Annotated in this window: 20 protein-coding genes, 2 tRNA genes and 1 other RNA gene; 10 read left to right on the forward strand and 13 right to left on the reverse strand. The window is 50.4% G+C overall.

Translation table 11 applies throughout. The features are described 5' to 3' along the window. The 5 genes from ACK5LI_RS04555 to uvrC form a co-directional block, all read right to left on the reverse strand. Positions 1-107, reverse strand: a 107-nt coding sequence (locus tag ACK5LI_RS04555; protein WP_416945781.1) for a transposase, incomplete at its 3' end; no start/stop codon positions are given. Positions 108-273: 166 nt separating this feature from the next. Beyond that, on the reverse strand, positions 274-522 hold the full coding sequence (locus tag ACK5LI_RS04560) for a phage regulatory CII family protein (protein WP_416946679.1): 249 nt from the start codon (positions 520-522) through the stop codon (positions 274-276). 194 nt (positions 523-716) lie between these two features. After that, on the reverse strand, positions 717-2186 hold the full coding sequence (locus ACK5LI_RS04565; RefSeq protein ID WP_416946681.1) for a sigma-54-dependent transcriptional regulator: 1470 nt from the start codon (positions 2184-2186) through the stop codon (positions 717-719). A 38-nt stretch (positions 2187-2224) separates the two neighbouring features. After that, positions 2225-3460: an ATP-binding protein gene (locus ACK5LI_RS04570; RefSeq protein ID WP_416946683.1), complete on the reverse strand. Its 1236-nt coding sequence runs from the start codon at positions 3458-3460 to the stop codon at positions 2225-2227. A gap of 81 nt (positions 3461-3541) precedes the next feature. Continuing rightward, positions 3542-5878: an excinuclease ABC subunit UvrC gene (gene uvrC / locus ACK5LI_RS04575; protein WP_416946685.1), complete on the reverse strand. Its 2337-nt coding sequence runs from the start codon at positions 5876-5878 to the stop codon at positions 3542-3544. A 529-nt stretch (positions 5879-6407) separates the two neighbouring features. Here uvrC and ACK5LI_RS04580 point away from each other — a divergent pair. From ACK5LI_RS04580 to ACK5LI_RS04625, 10 genes are all read left to right on the forward strand, one after another. Further along, positions 6408-7721: an outer membrane homotrimeric porin gene (locus ACK5LI_RS04580; protein ID WP_416946687.1), complete on the forward strand. Its 1314-nt coding sequence runs from the start codon at positions 6408-6410 to the stop codon at positions 7719-7721. A gap of 298 nt (positions 7722-8019) precedes the next feature. After that, positions 8020-8319: a hypothetical protein gene (locus ACK5LI_RS04585; protein WP_416946689.1), complete on the forward strand. Its 300-nt coding sequence runs from the start codon at positions 8020-8022 to the stop codon at positions 8317-8319. After that, positions 8288-9340, forward strand: a complete 1053-nt coding sequence (locus ACK5LI_RS04590) for an outer membrane homotrimeric porin (protein ID WP_416946691.1) — start codon at positions 8288-8290, stop codon at positions 9338-9340. The genes ACK5LI_RS04585 and ACK5LI_RS04590 overlap by 32 nt, the downstream gene beginning before the upstream one ends. A 379-nt stretch (positions 9341-9719) precedes the next feature. Continuing rightward, complete coding sequence (locus ACK5LI_RS04595; RefSeq protein WP_416946693.1) at positions 9720-11060, forward strand: outer membrane homotrimeric porin; 1341 nt, start codon at positions 9720-9722, stop codon at positions 11058-11060. 236 nt (positions 11061-11296) lie between these two features. Continuing rightward, positions 11297-12601: a histidinol dehydrogenase gene (gene hisD / locus ACK5LI_RS04600; protein WP_416946695.1), complete on the forward strand. Its 1305-nt coding sequence runs from the start codon at positions 11297-11299 to the stop codon at positions 12599-12601. A gap of 23 nt (positions 12602-12624) precedes the next feature. Further along, positions 12625-13527: a phosphoribosylaminoimidazolesuccinocarboxamide synthase gene (locus ACK5LI_RS04605; RefSeq protein ID WP_416946697.1), complete on the forward strand. Its 903-nt coding sequence runs from the start codon at positions 12625-12627 to the stop codon at positions 13525-13527. A 29-nt stretch (positions 13528-13556) separates the two neighbouring features. Continuing rightward, positions 13557-14321: an enoyl-ACP reductase FabI gene (gene fabI / locus ACK5LI_RS04610; protein WP_416946699.1), complete on the forward strand. Its 765-nt coding sequence runs from the start codon at positions 13557-13559 to the stop codon at positions 14319-14321. A 454-nt stretch (positions 14322-14775) separates the two neighbouring features. Further along, positions 14776-14867 (forward strand) — tRNA-Ser (locus ACK5LI_RS04615). Positions 14868-14902: 35 nt separating this feature from the next. Beyond that, positions 14903-14998, forward strand: an RNA gene (gene ffs, locus ACK5LI_RS04620) — signal recognition particle sRNA small type. A 148-nt stretch (positions 14999-15146) separates the two neighbouring features. Beyond that, positions 15147-15238, forward strand: a tRNA-Ser gene (locus tag ACK5LI_RS04625). Positions 15239-15387: 149 nt separating this feature from the next. Here the strand turns inward: ACK5LI_RS04625 and ACK5LI_RS04630 are convergent. From ACK5LI_RS04630 to ACK5LI_RS04665, 8 genes are all read right to left on the reverse strand, one after another. Beyond that, positions 15388-15561 (reverse strand): DUF6194 family protein, encoded by a 174-nt coding sequence (locus ACK5LI_RS04630; RefSeq protein WP_416946765.1) that lies wholly within the window; start codon positions 15559-15561, stop codon positions 15388-15390. Between the two features lie 71 nt (positions 15562-15632). Beyond that, positions 15633-16076 carry a MarR family winged helix-turn-helix transcriptional regulator gene (locus tag ACK5LI_RS04635; RefSeq protein ID WP_416946701.1) on the reverse strand — a complete coding sequence of 148 codons (444 nt, stop codon included), beginning with the start codon at positions 16074-16076 and terminating at the stop codon, positions 15633-15635. Then, positions 16048-16482, reverse strand: a complete 435-nt coding sequence (locus ACK5LI_RS04640) for an EVE domain-containing protein (RefSeq protein WP_416946703.1) — start codon at positions 16480-16482, stop codon at positions 16048-16050. The genes ACK5LI_RS04635 and ACK5LI_RS04640 overlap by 29 nt, the downstream gene beginning before the upstream one ends. Next, positions 16479-16898: an SRPBCC family protein gene (locus ACK5LI_RS04645; protein WP_416946705.1), complete on the reverse strand. Its 420-nt coding sequence runs from the start codon at positions 16896-16898 to the stop codon at positions 16479-16481. The genes ACK5LI_RS04640 and ACK5LI_RS04645 overlap by 4 nt, the downstream gene beginning before the upstream one ends. 93 nt (positions 16899-16991) lie before the next feature. Continuing rightward, positions 16992-18053: a hypothetical protein gene (locus ACK5LI_RS04650; RefSeq protein WP_416946707.1), complete on the reverse strand. Its 1062-nt coding sequence runs from the start codon at positions 18051-18053 to the stop codon at positions 16992-16994. Further along, positions 18022-18459, reverse strand: coding sequence for a hypothetical protein (locus tag ACK5LI_RS04655; RefSeq protein WP_416946709.1), 438 nt, complete (start codon positions 18457-18459; stop codon positions 18022-18024). Before ACK5LI_RS04655 ends, ACK5LI_RS04650 begins: the two co-directional genes overlap by 32 nt. Next, positions 18422-18748 carry a hypothetical protein gene (locus ACK5LI_RS04660; RefSeq protein WP_416946711.1) on the reverse strand — a complete coding sequence of 109 codons (327 nt, stop codon included), beginning with the start codon at positions 18746-18748 and terminating at the stop codon, positions 18422-18424. The genes ACK5LI_RS04655 and ACK5LI_RS04660 overlap by 38 nt, the downstream gene beginning before the upstream one ends. 192 nt (positions 18749-18940) lie before the next feature. Further along, positions 18941-19585: a hypothetical protein gene (locus ACK5LI_RS04665; RefSeq protein ID WP_416946713.1), complete on the reverse strand. Its 645-nt coding sequence runs from the start codon at positions 19583-19585 to the stop codon at positions 18941-18943. Between the last annotated feature and the right edge of the window lie 9 nt (positions 19586-19594).

A 19594-nucleotide genomic window follows, 5' to 3' on the forward strand; every position in this document is an offset into this window, starting at 1 on the left:
GCGCGCTTCTTCTCTCCGTAAAAAACTTGCCGCCGATACTTTGGCGCAAACACTACGTGGTATTTGCAGTTCCATTTTGTGTGGGCTAAACTCTTAGTGTCACCCATTGTGGCCTCCTTTTGATTTGCCACCTGCAGTTGCCAGACCGCAGGGATTAGTTAGCAAATCAAAAGGAGTTTTACTAATATCTCTATAGCTTTAAGCTTTACGGAACCCCCCGCCTAGCGGGGGGTTTTCTGCATACAAAAAAAGCGGGCTCATGCCCGCTTCGCATCAATCTTTCTGAGTTCTTTCAATCTTATACCCTAGTTGTTCTGCCATATACTGCAATGGCTCAATATTCTTTGTTTCCTTCATTATTGACAACAGAGTATCCGCCCCCAGTTTCGCCCCGCCATCGTACGGATTAATTTCCCGTAACAAGGTTGAATAAGGTTTCCCCACATCTTGTGCCAGCGCCTTTGCAGGCTTAGGACTGCCCAGTACTACTCCGTGAACAATCTTGGTCAAATCAGAAATCATGGCGTACCTCCCTCGAAGCATGATCCATGGCTCGGAGAGATACAAAAGGCGTACCAAGAATGCTTTGCATGATAATATGCAAGCATTATTATATTTTATTTTCAATCTAACTTACAGGCAAGGCAAAAAGTGTAAACAAATAGCTTACATTATCTTTAAATAAGAGACATAATCCTCTCCTAAATGACAGCCTGTTACTCTTCTGCACCCGAGTTGCCCTGCGGCCACGCACGATTGATGCCGTTACGTTTGAGCAACGCATACAATCGTTGTCTGGAAAGACCTGAGATTCTTCCTGCTTGAGAGATATTTCCATCTGCTTCATCCAACAATTTTAACAGGTAGTGCCGCTCCATCTCCGTCATCACGTTTTCCCGATAGGCCTTCCACGTCGGCAAAAGCTGATTGGGACCTGTATCCGCCACAACCTGACCTACTACAGATGAAGAAATTGTGTCGGCCTCTCTTCCGGAGCCTTCGGACTTCTGCTGCATTCTGTGCCCCATGGCGACAGCTCGTATGCTTCTGGGCAAGTGTTCCGGCTGTAACGTCTGCTCATTGCGTGCAGCAACGACTGCCTGCTCAATCACATGCACCAGTTCGCGGACATTTCCGGGCCACGGATAGTCCAGCAAAAAACGGGAAGCTTCTGCCGACATTTTTTTATGCGTCAGCTTGTAGCGCAGGCAAAGTTTTTCAAGATGATAAAGCGCAAGTTCCTGAATATCGCGGCCTCTGTCGCGTAAAGGCGGCAATTTAAGAAGCACTGCCTGCAGACGGAAAAGCAAATCTTCACGAAAGGCACCGCGCTTGACCATCGCCCGCAAGTCCCTATTGGTTGCCGCTACCAGACGAAAGTCGCTATGCAGCTCTTTCTCTCCGCCTACACGCCGGAAAGTCCGTTCCTGCAATACCCGCAAAAAGGCTTTTTGCTGAGAAAGCGGAAGCTCCCCTACTTCATCAAGAAACAGAGTTCCGCCGTCCGCCTGCAAAAAAAGGCCGTCACGGGCGCGGTCAGCACCGGTGAAGGCCCCTTTTTCATAGCCGAACAACTCACTTTCAATCAGATTTTTTGCTATGGCGGCACAATCAACTGTAATAAACGGCCCCGCTGCCCGTGCACTGTTTTTATGTATCGCTCTGGCGAAAAGCTCTTTACCGGTTCCAGTTTCTCCACTGATCAGCACTGCAGCTTCAGAAGGAGCAAATTCAGCCATCAAATCGAGGCAGGCCTGCATTCGCGGACTGTTTCCGACAATCCCCTGCCTTTCAGCTACCCGCGGTATAAAATTGGCCTTACGTTTGCGGTAACGCAATGCACGCTGCAAAGTCAGTAACAGTTCATCCAGCGGAGAAGGCTTACTCAGATAATCCCATGCACCGCTGGATATTGCCAGCTCTGCTCCGTGCGGATCACCCGCGGCGGTAATAATAATAATTTCTGGTTCTGAAGGACATGAACTGATTACCGGAATCTGCTCCAGTCCGTTACCATCCGGCAGACGAATATCAAGAAATACCACATCAAACGCGCCGGTCCGGCAGGCCTCAAGCCCCTGACGCACCGTTCCGGCACTGCGTACTTCATGCCCGTTCAACTCCAGCGCAGAAGCGACCATCTCGCAGAACAGATCGTCATCATCAACAATAAGAACTTTTGCCACAACCCCTCCGAATCATTCCGCCCTGCCAAAAACTGAAATTACTCTCCCGCGGGAAGCCAGAAGTACACTCTGCACCCGCCACCTTCAACGGAGTCAATTTCAAGTCGCCCCCCATGTGCCGCCAGTACTCCCCAAGCAAGTGAAAGTCCCCACCCTTGGCCTCCGGCATCAGCCTGCCCCCTCCGTTCCGCCTGAGCAGCCTGACCGGTATAAAAAGGCTCTACGGCACGCTGCTGCAACTCTTTGCTCATGCCGTAACCGGAATCCTCAATCCATAACACTATCCACAAGCGCTGCGAGCCTGTTTCACCGGTTTCGTCACAAGAATCCCCTACAGAGGTTGCAAACGCACCCTCCTCAGACTCCACTGATATTCCGCAGGCAGGGCAAACTGCACTGCCTATCTGCAATTTCCCGCCGGAAGGCATTGCAGCCAGCGCATTTTTCCAGACTTCTTCAAACGCCATATCCAGCCAGCCGATATCTATGTGAACAGTCGGCAAAGGCTGGCACGTGACTGTTCTGAAAGGAATTCCGGAATTGGCTTTTACAGAAACAGCAGGCGGCGCCAATATCACTGTATCCGGCAGTAACGGCGAAAGGCGTGTATACCAACGCTCAAGTAATTTTTCAGGCTGAAACGGCCTTTTTTCTAAAGCCACACGCCCTGCAACAGTACGGGCGCGCTCTAATACGTGCCCTGCACGTTCACAGCCTTTCAGTACATTCGCCACACTGCGTTTCAATAATTCCCTGTTGCCTTCGGGACCGGACTGACCGGCGGCCAGTTCTGCAAACCCCATTATCGACGCCAAGGCATTATTAAAGTCGTGTGCCAGCCCGCGAGCAAACCTTCCGGCACACTGCATACGTACGGACACAGAGCAGGGGGAGACGTGGAGCATATAACAACACCCCTCAAGCGCAGCCCCAGCCGAAAGCGACGACACAGGCAGCGGAGTAATCTCCATCAACAAAGGTTCACTGCACCCATTTAAGCGTACAGCCCCTTTCCATGGCTCTTGAACCGGCAAAACAGGTAGCCCGTAAAAAAGAGAAAGTATACTACTTGCCTGTATAGTTGCCATTTCTGCCAGCAAAGCATCCGCTTTATTCTGCTCTGGCAACACAAAGGCAGTATCTGCGGACAGATAGTCTGCACAAAGTTGTGCGAACCCATCAGAGAGATAAGCAAACTCTCCTGCGGCATCGACAATGGCAGTCAGATTCTCTCCCCTGCCGGAGAGTCGTTTAGCAACATCAGCATCAAACATTTATGTCACCTTCTCCTCATACCTATTGATATGAGAGCCTCAATAGTCGGACAGCAGTCCTTCAGCCAGTCTCCGATGCAATCAGCCTACTAGCCTTTTCAGCCCCTGGTATATGACCTTTGCCTTGGCTTTGCCAATTCCAGGCAATGCGGCAAGGCCCTTTTCGCCTGCGTCTACCATTTCCTGAAGGCTGGCAAAATGTTCCCATAGCAGCTTTGCCGTGGATGGCCCGATGCCCGGCATTCGTAAAAGCTCTCCGGAAAGGGCCGCGCCGCTACGTGCTTTGCGGTGCCTGCCTATAGAATAGTCGTGCACGGTATCACGCACATGTTGCAAAAAAAGCAATTCCGGTGAGCCGGATTTAAAATTTACAGGATTGCTACGCCCGGGCAGGAATATTCTGTCGCTGATATTTCCGGCGCGCCTATCCGCCCGCCCTGTTTCCTCGTCGCGTGCCTTCGCAATAGAGGCTACAGCAAATAACTCTGCACTGGAACATTGCTCCAGCGATGCCATTACAGCATTCAACTGCCCCCGCCCTCCGTCTACCAGCAGAAGATCCGGCCACGGCGGACCGGACTGAACACGCCGCACTGCCCACTGGGCCAGCACACCGGTATCATCACCACCGGCATCTTCGTCCGCAAAAGCGTAGGTACGGTATTGGTCTTTTGCCGGAGCTCCGTTTTCAAACACCACGACTCCCACGCGGGTGTCGCGGCCTCCGGTATGCGATACGTCTACCGCCTCAATACGCACAGGCGGAGTCTTCATACCCAGTTTTGCCGCTATGACGCTGGCAACATCAGGTCGTCGCTCTGCCTTAGCATCTTCACGGGCGTTTTCTGTTGCCATAGTCACAAGTTGATTTTCCGTTGCATTACGGGGCGGCAAAACTCGCACAGGCGCTCCCCGCAACTCAGACAACATTTCCGCCACAGCAGGTAAGGCAGAACTGCCTGCGGTATCTGCGGCAACCAAACTTTCATACGGACATGTTTCTGCCCTCAATTCCACAGCAGGTGTCGCCGGTTCTGCAGGCGCTAACGACAGATGATCAGAAGCTGAAGGCGTCTCTGGACCTGCACCAGCAGCACGCTCACCCGTTTTATCATCACATAGCAAAAAAAGGTCAGACTCTGCCTCTGTTACATCCTTATCATTGCCCACAGCACAAGCCATACCAGTCAAAGCAGCAGCCTGCGTCCGAACAGATGCGCGGGGGTGTGCCCCCTGCGCTTCAGCCAGAGCAGAGTTTACAAAGGTATCCTGCCTGCTATCTGACGATCCTCTCTGCCCAAAAGATTGACCTACGGGATTGGCCGAGTTTGCTATTACCGCAGAGGAGTCAACCGCCTCAGCTTCTTCAACTGAATCCGCACCATAGTGTTCAGAACCAGCCTGCTCTGTAGGGGGCAGGCACACCGCTGCAGGTGCTCCTTCTTCGTCGTCATGTTCATCATGACGGATATCCCACGGCACCAGTACGCGAGGGGGGACAAAGCTCCCCGGCCCGTAATACTGCGAAAGAAAGCTGAGAAGCACCTCTGGGCCCTCTTCAAGAGTGAGCCCCGGCCAAAAGAAATTACGCTTATCAAGCAACACAGAACGCCTGATAAACAGCACGCTAAGTGCCAGGCCACCACCAGCTTCGGCCAGCCCCACTGCGTCCATATCATGCACACCGGGCAAAATGGCAGCCTGCCGCTCCACAGTACGCTCTATGGCTTGTAACTGGTCCCGCAATACTGCGGCAGTTTCAAACTCAAGCGCTTCGCTTGCCGCCTCCATATCATTACGCAGTATATCCATCAGCTCTGAAGAGCGCCCCGTCAGAAGCATCTCAACCTTGTGAACCATTTTCATATAATCTTCTCGGCTTACATCAAGCACACAAGGTCCGGGGCACTGATTCATAAAATGATACAAACAAGGGCGAACCCTGTTGTTAAAAGCTTTGTCGGAACAACGCCGCAGAGGAAACACTTTGTGGATGGCTTTCCATGTTTGCCGTGCTGCCTGACTGGAAGTAAACGGCCCGAAGTACGCCGAGCCATCCTTACGGACGCGCCTTGTCAAAACCAGACGCGGCCAATGATGCTTTTTGGTCAGCTGGAACAATACGTACTGCTTATCGTCACGCAGCAGAATGTTATATCTGGGCCGATGCTTCTTGATGAGGCTGGCTTCCAGAAGCAAAGCTTCTTTTTCCGTGGTTGTGGAAAGCGTTTCCACTGTTTCAGCACTGCGCAGCATGGCTCTTGTTTTAGGCGTATGCCGCTGCATGTCACGAAAGTATGAAGCAACACGACGTCGCAAGTGCTTTGCCTTGCCTACGTACACCACTTTGCCGGTAGCATCTTTATATAGGTAGACTCCGGGAGTCGTCGGGATAAGAGAAATATCAAGTTGATCCATGCAGGAGTTATCACCTTATTACGGGATGATTGCAACGACCTGTATTGTCCAGAACCCAAGTTCAGCTAAGGGAAAGAAGACGGATAAGGTGCATCTGTACGTTAGGCAAAAGGTAATTTCGACAACCTAAGCGCCAATCGAGAACAGGCATTTTCGCCAACATGCCTGTTCAATTTTTTATACCACTCTCGCGTTATACATACATTTATGAATGTATAAAAAACAGCAAATTACAAAAAACCACAGGCTGACCTCAAAAAAATAATAGGTAACGCATGAAAACCAAAATTGAGTGCACAGGCCCTCGCATAACCATAAATAATCATATTTTACAGATGAATAAATCTCGACAAAACTCGAAACAGACGTAAATCACTCAAGACCAAAATTTTTGACAGTAAAAATTTTTATACTTTTTCCAACTCACCCCCTTGCGCCCGAAACAAGACTGCGATAAACCCTTTTCATCGTATTAAGGTCATCCGCATCAGGAACAACGTTTTTTTCGCAAAAGAAGGAAGGAAGAAAAATGAAACGTATTGCTACTCTGCTTCTCGCAGCAGCTTTCGTGTTCGGCTCCATCGCCGGTGCTTCTGCTGCCGAGTTCAAAACCACCGGTCAGTTCGACTTCGCTTTCGAGTGGACTGACAACACCAACTTCAAAGAAACCGATGACGATGACGATTCCGAAGACGACTTCTCTGCTCAGCAGCGTGTTCGTATTCAGACCGTAATCACCGCTTCCGAGAACGTATCCGGTACCCTGTTCTTCGAAATCGGCAACATCGCTTGGGGTCAGGGTGATAGCGTAGGCCGTGGCGCTGGTGGTGCCTTGGGCACCGACGGTGTTAACATCGAAACCCGCCGTGCTTACATTGACTTCACAGTTCCCAGCACCGATCTTCAGATCCGTATGGGTCTGCAGGGTCTTGCTCTGCCCTCCGCTGTGGGCGGCAACCCTGTTTTCGATGACGACGTAGCTGCTATCGTTGCAAGCTACGCTTTCAACGACATGTTCGGTCTGACCGGCTTCTGGGCACGTCCTGCTGACACCAACAGTGGTGACTTTGATGCTGCTACTAACAGAAACCTGAAAGACGAATTCGACATGACAGGTCTTATCCTCGGCGTAAACGGCGACGGCTACAGCCTTGATCCTTACTTCGTGTACGCTTGGCAGGGTGCTGATCAGGCTGGCTTCGCTGACGACGCCACCACCTGGTGGGCTGGCGCTGCTTTCGAAATGACCATGTTCGACCCCATCGTTTTCGCTATCGACGCCATCTACGGCGACCGTGACGCTGGCGACGACGAAGGTAACGATGCCACCGGCTGGTTCCTGGCTGGTAAATTGAACTACAAGATGGACATGTTCACTCCCGGCATCTGGGCTTGGTACGGCACTGGCGACGACGACGACGCCAACGACGGCTCCGAGCAGCTGCCTGTTGTTTCTCCCGCTGGCTTTGCTCCTACAACCTTCGGCTTTGACGGCGCTGCTGGCCTGTTGACTGGTATGCGTCTGTCCAACACAGGCGCAGGCACCTGGGGTGTTGCTCTGGTTGCTGAAGACATCAAGTTCATCGAAGACGTAACCCACGTTGTTCGCGTTGCCTATGTAAAGGGAACCAACGACGAAAACAGCGGCGTTGATTTCGGTAACCTGACCGAAGAAGACAACGCTTGGGAAGTGAACTTCGACACCAACTACAAGATTTACGAAAACCTGACTGCCGCTGTCGAACTCGGCTGGATTAAGCTTGACCTCGACGAAGATGTTTGGGGCAGCGACGACACCGACGATGCTTGGAAGGCTGGCGTAAACCTGACCTACAGCTTCTAAGCTGATTAGTTCCTGATGCTTTTGACGCCGGAGGCCGCAAGGCCTCCGGATTTTTTGTGTGTTACGTACTTCCATCAACTTTTTACTGATGTTTGCTACTCGCGAATATCCTCTCCGTGTCTCAAGCATCAATAACAATCCACTATCAAAGCAACTCTGACATAACGGCAATATTAAGCAATGTAATGCTACCCGCAGATGGTAGAATTTTTTTCTATTCGAAATATATTTAACAGACTCACCAAAGCCACGCGAAGCGTTCCGCTATCACAAGGCGCAAAGAAAGAAGGATACACAAATGAAACGCATCCCAAAGTTCCTATTGGCACTGCTATTGGTGGCAAGCTCATTTGCAGTAGCTTCCGCTGCAACTATCAAAACCACCGGACAATTTGATTTCGCACTCCAGTGGACAGACAACACAAATTTCTACGCGACAGATGAAGACCGCAATTCAGAAGACGACGTTGATGCAAGACAACGTGTACGAGTTCAAAGTGTCATTGCCACCTCTGAAAATGTAGCAGGTACGCTGTTCTTTGAAATTGGTGAGATAGCATGGGGCAATGATGCGCAGGGGGGGGGCACTTGGTACTGACGGAGTAAACATTGAAACCCGTCGCGCATACATTGATTTTTTTGTTCCCGGCACAGACCTTCAATTTCGAATGGGCTTACAAGGTCTGGCTTTGCCCGCAGCAGTTGCGGGGAGTCCGGTAATGGATGATGATGTGGCTGCCATTGTCGGATCATACTCTTTCAATGACATGTTCAGCCTTAGCGCATTCTGGGCCCGCCCGTACAATATTAACAACGGCGATACCACAAACCAAAACCTGAAAGATGAGTTCGACTTTACCGGATTGGTATTAGATATCAATGGTGATGGCTTCTCGATTTCACCTTACGGTGTATATGGGCTTATCGGAAAAGATGCCGGTGTGTCGTTCAACAATGTTGCAGTCACCGGCGATGATGCTTCGGCTTGGTGGGCAGGTACAGCTTTTGAGTTGAACATGTTCGACCCCATCGTTTTTTATGCAGACGCTATCTACGGCGCTGTTGGTACTGACAATGATGCAGCTGAAGCTTCCGGCTGGTTCCTGACAGGCAAGCTGGCGTATAAGTTGGACATGTTCACGCCGACGCTGACAGCATGGTACGGCTCCGGTGACGATGACGACAGCACTGACGGAACAGAGCGTCTGCCTGTGATATCACCCGCCGGTTTCTCCCCCACATCCTTCGGCTTTGACGGTGGTGCAGGCATTCTGAGAGACCGGATCCTTTCTCGCTCTGGCGCAGGCACCTGGGGTGTGGTTCTGGCGGCAGAAGACATCAAATTCTTCGAAGATATCTCCCACGCAGTCAGAGTTGGCTACTATGAAGGAACCAACGACAAAGATGCAGACATCTATAATACAACAAACCTGAATCTAAGCGAAAAAGACAGTGCGTGGGAAATTAACGTAGACACCAACTACCAGATCTACGAAAATCTGACAGCCGCCCTTCAACTGGGCTGGATCAAACTTGATCTCGACGATGAAGTATGGGGAGCTGATGATGACACAGAAGATGCATGGAGATGTGGCGTCAACCTGACATACCGCTTCTAACTTCCACCATTTACGCTCACAATGGGAAATGTCCCTTTTTTAACCCGCCGGAAGCTTTCCATCCGGCGGGTTACGGTTTTCTACAGTCAGATACCTGCAGGACAATCTGTGAGCCACACTTTCCCGCACAGCAAGCAATAAATTTCCTTGACAAGCTGCACGCAAGACAAACGGCATCCCACCTATTTAAAACAATAAGTTCCATTCAATCCCCCTCTCACATCTCTACCCCACAACGCCTTCAGTAGTAAAATTTTTTATACTTTTTTTCATTTTCCCCTTGCCAATAATTATTTGTGGAGGTACAAAAAATTCAACCTATACATACACGGATGTATGCATAGGATTTGTTCAAACAAAACAAGGAAGGAACAAAAACATGAAACGCATCACTTCCCTGCTGCTTGCTGCAGCATTCGTGATGGCTTCGGTTGCAGGTGCTGCTGCTGCCGACATCAAGACCACCGGTCAGTTCGACTTCGCGTTCGAATGGACCGACAACACGGGCTTCAGAGACGCAGATAAAAGCAAAAACTCTGAAGACGACTTCGGCGCACGTCAGCGTGTACGTGTTCAGACCGTAATTACTGCTTCTGAAAACGTATCCGGTACCTTGTTCTTCGAAATCGGCGAAACCACTTGGGGTGACGCTGAAACCGTAGGCCGTGGTTCCGGTGGTGCACTGGGCACTGACGGCGTGAACATCGAAACCCGCCGCGCTTACATCGACTTTGCTGTACCCAGCACGGCACTGCAGATTCGTATGGGTCTGCAGGGTCTGGCACTGCCTTCCGCTGTTGCCGGCAACCCTGTTTTCGATGACGACGTAGCAGCTATTGTAGCTTCCTACGCTTTCAACGACATGTACAGCCTGACCGCTTTCTGGGCACGTCCTTACGACCTGAACAACGGCGACGACACCAACCAGAACCTGAAAGACGAGTTCGACATGGCTGGTCTGGTATTCGACGTAAAGGGTGACGGTTTCGCTCTTACTCCTTACGTTGTTTACGGCATGATCGGCAAAGATGCCGGCGTAAGCTTCAACGATCGCGATATCACTGGTGACGACGCCACCGCATGGTGGGGTGGTGCCGCATTCGAACTGACCATGTTCGACCCCATCGTGTTCTCCGCTGATGCCATCTATGGTGCAGTAGACACCGACACCGAAGCTGAAGAAGCTTCCGGTTGGTTCCTGACCGGTAAGCTGGCATACAAGATGGACATGTTCACCCCCACCATGACCGCTTGGTACGGCACCGGTGACGACGACGACTACAGTGACGGCTCCGAGCGTCTGCCCATCGTCTCCGCTGCAGGCTTTGCTCCCACCTCTTTCGGTTTTGACGGCGGCGCAGGCATCCTGAGCGACAGCATCGTTTCCGACTCCGGTGTAGGCACCTGGGGTATTGCTCTGGCAGCTGAAGACATCAAGTTCATCGAAGATGTTACCCACACCGTTCGCGTTGCTTACTATCAGGGTACCAACGACGAAAAGGCTGGCATCTACGGTGGTTCCTTCAACGGCAACCTGAGCGAAGAAGACAGCGCATGGGAAGTTAACGTAGACACCAAGTACCAGATCTACGAAAACCTGACCGCTGCTGTTGAGCTGGGTTGGATCAAGCTGGATCTTGACGACAGCGTATGGACCGGTGGCGCCGACGACACCGACGACGCTTGGAAGGCCGGCGTAAACCTGACCTACTCCTTCTAAGAACCTCTATTGCCTAACCGCAACGGAGTGTCACTCACAAGTCAGGCCGGAGAGCTTTTGCTCTCCGGCCTTTTCTATATGCTAAACAACGCCGGACAAATGAAGGACTCTTTGCCTTCAACCCTTGCAGCCCTAAGGTTTGCGCCTTCTGCTGCTCGACTTTTCCCCCCGCCTCCTGTAAGGAACATGCTCACCGCGCCACACTCGGCGCAGCGAACAAATTATAAGGAACCGCCATGCCCTGTCGTACAATTACTTATTCGTCAGAAGCAGACTGGCAAAGCATCCGCGACATGCTGGCTGGCAGAGAAAACCCTGAAAACTCTGTCGAGCCCATTGTACGCGAAGTCATGGATGCCATCCGGTCAGACGGGGACGCGGCTCTTGCAGGCTACACCAGAAAGTTCGACTGTCCGGACTTCGCCGCTACAGCCCTGCGTGTCGCGCCCAGTACCATAGAAAACGCCGCCCGCCAGATTCCTGCGAACGACCTTGAAATTATCAAGGAAGCAGCAGAGAATATCAGGCATTTTCATGCCGCGCAGAAAGAAGAGGCATGGTTTATCACCCGTCCCGACGGTACCGTACTGGGCCAGATGACCCGCCCCGTAGACAGTGCCGGTCTGTATGTTCCCGGCGGACAAGGTGGAAACACTCCCCTTATATCCAGCTTGCTGATGAACGCCGTGCCTGCGCAGGTTGCCGGTGTTCCACGCATTGTCGTTACCAGCCCGCCCCACAATGACGGCACCTTAAATCCATATATTCTTGCCGCAGCACATGTGCTGGGCCTTGAAGAAATTTACTGTGCAGGCTCCGCATGGGCTGTAGCGGCCCTTGCCTACGGCACGCAGACAATCGCACCGGTCGACTTCATTGCAGGACCCGGCAATATTTTTGTCACCACGGCAAAGCGTCTGCTCATAGGCACCGTGGGCATTGATATGATTGCAGGCCCCAGCGAAATCCTGATCATTGCCGATGAGCACGCAAACCCTGTTCATGTTGCCGCAGACATGCTGTCGCAGGCAGAGCATGACACACTTGCATCTGCCATGCTTGTAACGCCTAGCGAAGAACTGGCAAAAGCCGTTACCGCAGAGCTTGAAAAACAGGTGGCCCAACTGGGTAGAGCAGAAATTGCCCGCGAGTCGCTGCGTGACTGGAGCGCCATTGTTGTAACCCCCGACATGCAGACAGCAGTAGACCTGTCCAATAAAGTCGCTCCGGAGCATCTTGAGCTGCTGGTACAGGATACGTGGGGCATGCTGGGGCAAATCCGCAATGCCGGTGCAATCTTCATGGGGGCAAATTCACCCGAACCTGTGGGCGATTATTTTGCCGGTCCCAACCACGTGCTGCCCACTATGGGTACTGCACGATTCTCGTCAGCACTTTCTGTGCAATCGTTTTGCAAAAAATCCAGCATCATTGCTGCGTCTGAATCATTCACACAAACTAATGCGAACAAAATCGCCCGGCTGGCCCGCCTGGAAGGACTGGAAGCCCACGCACGGTCGGTGGAATCGCGGATTTCATAACCATTGCTTTGCAAGGAATGACAATGCAGATCGTAACCAAGACTGATATTGTAGAATACAAGTTGCTTTCGCGCGGCAAAGTTCGTGACATATACGAAATTGACGCTGAAACACTGCTCATCGTCACTACCGACCGGATGTCGGCTTTTGACGTAATCATGAGCGAGCCGATCCCCTACAAGGGTGTAATCCTGAACAGCATTACCCTGTTCTGGATGGATCGTTTTGCTGATCTGGTCCCCAACCACCTGATTGCCTCTGACGTGAAAGACTTCCCCGAGCCACTGCAAAAGTACGCCGACATGCTTGAAGGTCGTTCTGTACTGGTTCGCAAGGCAAAGCCCCTGCCTGTAGAGTGCATCGTACGCGGCCACATTACCGGCTCTGGCTGGAAAGATTACCAGAAGACCGGTTCTGTTTGCGGACACAGCCTGCCCGAAGGACTGGTTGAGTCCAACAAGCTGGCTACGCCGCTGTTTACCCCCTCGACAAAGGCCGAGATGGGCGAGCATGACGAAAACATTTCCGTCGCCCGTGCCGCGGAACTGGTGGGCAACGACATCGCACAGCAGATTGAGCGCCTGTCCATCGAGATTTTCTCCAGAGGCAGAGAATATGCCGAAGGCCGTGGCATCATTATTGCCGACACCAAATTTGAGTTCGGTCTGATTGACGGTCAAGTGCTTCTTATTGACGAAGTGCTTACACCGGACTCTTCGCGCTTCTGGCCTATGGCGGGTTATGAAGCAGGCAAAAGCCAGCCCAGCTTCGACAAGCAATACCTGCGCGACTGGCTTTCACGTCAGGATTGGGATAAAACACCTCCTGCCCCTGCACTGCCTCAGGACGTTATTAACGAAACCCAGCGCAAATATGCAGAGGCCTACACCATCCTGACCGGAAAAAGCCTGAATCTGCCTTCTTAGATGCAGGCAAGGACTTCATGGAGAAGAGAATGCTGCTGAATGGAAAAAAAGTTCTGATTCTCGGCGTTGCAAACAACAAAAGCATCGCCTACGGCATCGCACAGGAATTTAAGGCTCAGGGCGCACGTCTTGCCTTCAGCTACCCCAGCGACGCCATTAAAAAGCGTGTCGATCCCATCTGTGAAGAGCTGGGCGGCGAGTTCACCTTTGCTCTTGACGTAACCGACGATGCGCAGGTTACAGCAGCAGCTGAAACCGTAAAAGAGCAGTGGGGAAATGTAGACGTTATTGTCCACTCCATTGCTTTTGCCCAGCGCGAAGATCTGCATGGCCGCTTTGTTGATACCAGCCGCGACGGCTTCAAGCTGGCCATGGACGTATCTGCCTACTCTCTTGTCTGCGTATGTAAAGCGTTCGAGCCCCTGATGACAGAAGGCGGTTCCGTGCTTACTATGACATACTACGGCTCTCAGAAAGTTATTACCAACTACAACGTAATGGGTGTAGCCAAGGCAGCGCTTGAAGCTTCTGTCCGTTATCTGGCAGTTGATATGGGTGAGCGCGGTATCCGCGTAAACGCAGTAAGCGCAGGCCCCATTAAAACGTTGGCAGCAAGCGGTATTTCGGGCTTTAAAACCATCCTCACCCACATTGAAGAACACGCCCCCCTGCGTCGTAATGTGACTATCGAAGACGTGGGCCGCACAGCTGTATTTCTTGCATCCGACCTGTCTTCCGCCGTTACCGGCGAAGTACTGTTTGTCGATGCAGGCTACAACGTAATGGGAATCTAACACGGCAACGCCCTACAGGAGTCAGTCATGTGGGCATGGTTAATACCGCTGGCTGTGATTGTGGTGTGGCTTATCGTCGCCCCGCGTATCCTGCCTACCGATAAACTGCCGAAAAGTAGCTGAGTTCCTTCATACCGTGGCCGTGCGCCGCGCGAGGATGAACAGCATAACAAGAAGTAACAGTAAAAGAGCACCCCTCGGGTGCTCTTTTTTTATTCTCCGGCAAAATAACCTCAGCAGTAAAAAACACGAGCGCACAGCAAAAACAAGTAGTAATCACGTTGCACCGCTCATACGCCAAAGCGTTACAGCGCCGCTAACGAAAAGAGCTAAGATACTCACCCCATATTCTCTAGTTTAGCCACCCTCTCTGAGAAAACACCTTGAACCTCCGCCGTAAGCAATTTTTTGCTTGCCTTGTACGCCGGGGTCTGCTAGCTAATCCATCTCTTGCGGAGAGGTGTCCGAGCTGGCCGAAGGAGCACGATTGGAAATCGTGTGTACCTTAACAGGGTACCGAGAGTTCGAATCTCTCCCTCTCCGCCACACTTTATTTGCTTCGTGCAAGGTGTGCAGATAACGCAAGAGAGCCGGGCGGCGGAAGCGCTGCCAACCCGGTCAGGCCCGAGAGGGAGCAGCCGTAACAGTTGCTTTCGGGTGCTCGGCTCCCTGAAGGGCACAAAGTTCATCAGACTTTGTGCTCTTTTTTTTCGCCTATGCCCTTCACGCTACTTGCCAAGAACCACTTCATACTTTTTTTAACAAATCAGCACTTCTTTACTTGCCAAGCCAGCCGTATCTTGCTAGTTAGCTCTCCGCACTTGCGGAGAGGTGTCCGAGCTGGCCGAAGGAGCACGATTGGAAATCGTGTGTACCTTAACAGGGTACCGAGAGTTCGAATCTCTCCCTCTCCGCCATTGACTACAAACAAACTTTCATATGCCCGAGACGGCATAGCCTCAAAAGCCCAGCGTTTGCGGGCTTTTTTGCTATTTGCAATTGACTTCCTCTCTATAAAAACACCGTACTTGGAAAAGCGAAGTACGGAGCTTTTAGTCATGGGAAATCAAGGGTTTGGCAATTGACCAGTTCGCACTAGTCTATGCCTGTCATTGTCACCGTCTTTTTCTTTCAACGTGGCAAAATAGGTTCCGCGTTTTAACTGATGCCCCGGATTTAGGAAGAAGCTTTTTCCGCCCCAGCTATCCAGCGGGTTTACGTCTGCGAAACTTTCTAAAATATAGTTTTAAATATCTTGGGGCTGCATCTTTTTATCCTTTTATTCATTTCATATCCTATATCATTTTCTGTTCATTCCAGAATAATGCAGAGGCTATCCATGAAAAGCTTTGCATTTTGAACATCGGAAAAAAAATCCGTGTCTATGCTCTCGACAATTTTGACTGTTTTATTCGCGAGCCTTTCTCCATCAGATGTGGCAGTGATAATAAAGCTGCGCCGATCAGCTGGATTTGCGAATCTGGTCACAAGCTGTTTTTTACATAGGGCTCTAACAACATCCGAAACCAACATTTTATCCATTTGCGTATGCTGGCATAAAAGGGCCTGTGTCAGTTGATCTTCGTCCGAACCAAGATAAACAATGCTGGCGAGCACAGAAAATTGTGTTGGGCTCAGATCAAATTCTTTCAAAGCTGCGCGGTGCAAGCGCTGAAGCTTATTAGATGCCTTCCAGAGCAGAAATCCAGGACTTTCGCTTGCGTTGTTATATTTGGTGTTTAAGGGAGTTGTCACAATCCATTGCCTCTTTGATTGCCTGAAAGTCTGTCTGACTTAACTCAATCAAGCCAAAACGCAGCTTATCCCCCCAGTTCTTTTCTTGCCTGAGATCAAGCTTGTCTTTGAGTGCGTTTATTGAAATTGGGGAGCAATCTTCATAAATAACCTTCCGACGATAGGGGCAAAATGTTTTACTCATTTCGTATTGGTAGATAGTATCATCCGCAATTTGCCCAATTGCTGTAAAACACTGTAACAGAGCCCCATTTTCGCGAGAGGTCTTCGGTGAGTAATAAATCAACCAATCATCTTTTTTCATCCGTGCCAAGGGAGCCTTTTTCCCATGGCAGACTTGAGCAATGCCGTCCTGAACACCTCTTTTGACGTGATTTTCGCTCACAACTCCCAGCCAGTATTTCATGAATGTGCCTCCGCAAGTCCAACAAGCTTCTTCATAGCTAAAGGCATGTCTTTTTTTATACCCGTTCCAATGATTTTGCTAAAAACAAACGCTAGGAGTCCCGTCATTTCGACACGCTGTGTTACAATTGTAAAATCCCCCTCTTGTGAAAGGGTATGAATGAAATCTAACTTTGTCAGCGGTAAATATGAGCGATCGTGAAATGTTTTGAGAGGCTCTAGCTCCAGAATTTCGAAATTGACTTTCGGCCCACCAACGGGTTTAAGCCACCCCTTTGCTCCTACCTCAAAATCACCGAAAAGTTCGCTTTGTTCAATTCCGTGATCCCATTTTGACCAGTTGTTTATATCCTGCCATAAAGCCCAAACGGCTTTTGGCGATGCTTTCGTTTTTACGGAGTGTTGTATGATGAGCATGCTATTTTCTCCAAATTAAATCTTTGCACTTATAAAGTAAGCGCACTTACCAATTTGCTTTTTATAACGAAACTGGTTTACTTGTCAATAGATTTACTTTCTGGCGAGCTGACGCAGGACATTATCATCTGCACGAATGGTGAATCTGGCTTTATAGCAATTTTCCTTACGTGACCATGGAAGCGGGTCTTCGGAAAGGCCGAAGGATTGTTTGAGCTTGTTCGCTAATTCCTGCTTCTGCTTTTTTACGCGATCAGTGGCCTCCTGATCTTGCCATGAGATGCTGCCACCTGTTGTGGCGAGAGGACGTAACAATGGCCACTGTAGCGTTGGCTTGCCGGAATTCTGGTTCTTCATCTTCAGGTGCTCAGGTTCCAACCGTTCTTGAAGCTGTCCACACGAAACCAGCAATATTTCGGTTGCAGTAAATTCGAACACAAACTGCTCCCATGATGCGCCTGCGGGTGTCGGGAATCGATACTCCGATCCCGGCTTGGCAAATTTTGGCAACGCCGTTTCCAGCCAGTTGGAGACGATAGTTTGAGCACTATCTTTCGCCATGACCTTACCCGCAGCATCAACAGCAAACACATCATCTATGCCGATGAGCCTGGATTTATGCCTGCTGCTCGCATCAGGGCTGGCAGTGCTGATGAGGTTGCTGGTGGCGGCAATCAACAGAAACGTCTGCTCGCCCATACAAAGCTGATTGACGATTTTATCCAGCTGCGAGGATGTTTGCCCCAAAAAGCAATAGACAGGAAAGCTATGCTCGGCTTGAGGATTCAGTACGCCAAGTTTCCAAAGAGCGTTATGACCTGTGATCTTTTCATGTTGCTCGGTAAAACCAATGGCCTCAGCAATCTTGTTGGCCAGTTTTTTGTGCTCAATGCGATACAGCGCCAGTTCTGATTTCTTGAGCGTGCGGCGGTCGCACTGCTTGGTATCAGATGTACAGATGCCGACAATATCGCTTGGCACATGCAGCACGACATTCATGTAGCATCCAGCTCGGCCATTACAGGGAATGGCTGATGCTTGCTCATTGGTTATTGCAAGGAATTCTGCCGGAAAGTCCTGCCATTCAGCTTTTACGCCCTTGCCACCAGAAAGCTCTGTGAGTTTACGCCATGGCGGCGATTGATACGGCGTCATGGCTCTCCTGATGCGTTACGGGTTGTGTGCTGTCTTCTTCCCCTTTCTGTTCATTCACAAAGCCGCGTTTCCTAAGCCATGTTTCAATCAAGTGAGAATCTTCCTTACGATCAAAATTGGCAACATTTGGTGTTCGCACCTTGACCATGCGCGGACGTTTAGCGTTTTCAAACTTCACCGAAAAACTGGCGGATACCAATCTGCCAAAATTCGGAAATTCACGATATCTTGATTCTAAGGACGCAAACACATCATTTGAGCGTAACGTCTGTTTGTCATTATAAGGCCCCAGAAACTGGTGTTGGATTTCGACTAATTTAATATCTTCCAGCCCATCAATATCAGCACAGGCCAAAGCATCAACGCCGTTATCGATAGAGTGGCTGCAATGTATATTTTTCTGCACCGGGGAAATATTCAGCCTGACCGAAGAGATGCTGGCTGAACAGATCAAAATAGATGATGCGCTCTTTCTTGGCACCTGACTTATTAAAGACGGCCAACTCATTGTTGGCACGATCATAGACAATCACGTCATGAAACTCTGGACAATAAAAAATCGTTTTGGACTGCCCAGATTCAATCTTGCCTTCACGCTTAGATGGCATGCCATGACGGATCAGGAAGTATGTCTTGTCTTCGTCCTCTGCGCTAACAGGCAAAATTCGACAGCCAGTGCCGCGTTTATTTTTCAAAAACCATGCATATACAGGCGTCCACAGCACCATAGTTTAAACGAATGGCGCACGACAGGTGCTGATGAACTATTTCAAGAGGTTGTCGATTATAACAAGAAGGATTGTGTTTCGAGACACTTTCTGCGCAGCTGTCTGCTAATGCTCAAGACGGAAGAAGCGTTGTGTTTTATGCCAACAACAGTGATGGTCCTAGCCTTCTTCTATAATAATTTCTGGACGCATATTTTCAGAAAAGCGGCGTGCATACGATTGCGCAATAACAGGTGGCATAATGTCATCTTGTGCCCCGACATAATGTGTTTGGGGAATATTCTTGAGGTCGTTCCAATAATCCGCCGGACTCAAAGAGCCTGATAACGGCGAGATATCATGGAGTGTTGTCCATGCCTGTGTATCAAGATTGCCGGCAAAGGTGATGAGTTCTGTCACATCATCTCGCCGCGCTGCGACCAGTGCAGCCACGGCGCCACCGCCGGAATAACCCGCAAGCGTAAGTTTATGCGCTCTGTATCGGTTTTTCAAAATATCAATCGCGGCATTTGCTGCATCAATCACCTCAGGCGCGAAACGGCGATTTGTCCAATATTGTGGCGTGCAGTAGGGCTGGGTATCCAAATCAACGTATTGACATGGCCGCGCCAGATAGATTGCAACTGTATGCTCTTTTTCAGGATACTGCATAGCCAGTTCAAATCCAATTGCTTTGCGAGGCGTTGGGTTGTTTGACGGTCTGCGGCGCGTGCGCCATGCATATCCGTCTCCTTCTATAAATATAATAAGGTGATGAATAGCTGTGTCAGGCGTGACCGATGCGTAAGAAAAAAGGTCAAACATGCGCCCTGT

The sequence above is a fragment of the Oleidesulfovibrio sp. genome (genome assembly GCF_047973035.1).
Classification (GTDB): domain Bacteria; phylum Desulfobacterota; class Desulfovibrionia; order Desulfovibrionales; family Desulfovibrionaceae; genus Oleidesulfovibrio.

What these genes read in the sequence shown, in the direction of transcription:
- ACK5LI_RS04560 (WP_416946679.1), bottom strand. Translation starts at nt 522, where the DNA reads ATGATTTCTGATTTGACCAAGATTGTTCACGGAGTAGTACTGGGCAGT.
- ACK5LI_RS04570 (WP_416946683.1), bottom strand. Translation starts at nt 3,460, where the DNA reads ATGTTTGATGCTGATGTTGCTAAACGACTCTCCGGCAGGGGAGAGAAT.
- uvrC (WP_416946685.1), bottom strand. Translation starts at nt 5,878, where the DNA reads ATGGATCAACTTGATATTTCTCTTATCCCGACGACTCCCGGAGTCTAC.
- ACK5LI_RS04580 (WP_416946687.1), top strand. Translation starts at nt 6,408, where the DNA reads ATGAAACGTATTGCTACTCTGCTTCTCGCAGCAGCTTTCGTGTTCGGC.
- ACK5LI_RS04585 (WP_416946689.1), top strand. Translation starts at nt 8,020, where the DNA reads ATGAAACGCATCCCAAAGTTCCTATTGGCACTGCTATTGGTGGCAAGC.
- ACK5LI_RS04590 (WP_416946691.1), top strand. Translation starts at nt 8,288, where the DNA reads ATGATGCGCAGGGGGGGGGCACTTGGTACTGACGGAGTAAACATTGAA.
- ACK5LI_RS04595 (WP_416946693.1), top strand. Translation starts at nt 9,720, where the DNA reads ATGAAACGCATCACTTCCCTGCTGCTTGCTGCAGCATTCGTGATGGCT.
- hisD (WP_416946695.1), top strand. Translation starts at nt 11,297, where the DNA reads ATGCCCTGTCGTACAATTACTTATTCGTCAGAAGCAGACTGGCAAAGC.
- ACK5LI_RS04605 (WP_416946697.1), top strand. Translation starts at nt 12,625, where the DNA reads ATGCAGATCGTAACCAAGACTGATATTGTAGAATACAAGTTGCTTTCG.
- fabI (WP_416946699.1), top strand. Translation starts at nt 13,557, where the DNA reads ATGCTGCTGAATGGAAAAAAAGTTCTGATTCTCGGCGTTGCAAACAAC.
- ACK5LI_RS04640 (WP_416946703.1), bottom strand. Translation starts at nt 16,482, where the DNA reads ATGAAATACTGGCTGGGAGTTGTGAGCGAAAATCACGTCAAAAGAGGT.
- ACK5LI_RS04645 (WP_416946705.1), bottom strand. Translation starts at nt 16,898, where the DNA reads ATGCTCATCATACAACACTCCGTAAAAACGAAAGCATCGCCAAAAGCC.
- ACK5LI_RS04650 (WP_416946707.1), bottom strand. Translation starts at nt 18,053, where the DNA reads ATGACGCCGTATCAATCGCCGCCATGGCGTAAACTCACAGAGCTTTCT.
- ACK5LI_RS04665 (WP_416946713.1), bottom strand. Translation starts at nt 19,585, where the DNA reads ATGTTTGACCTTTTTTCTTACGCATCGGTCACGCCTGACACAGCTATT.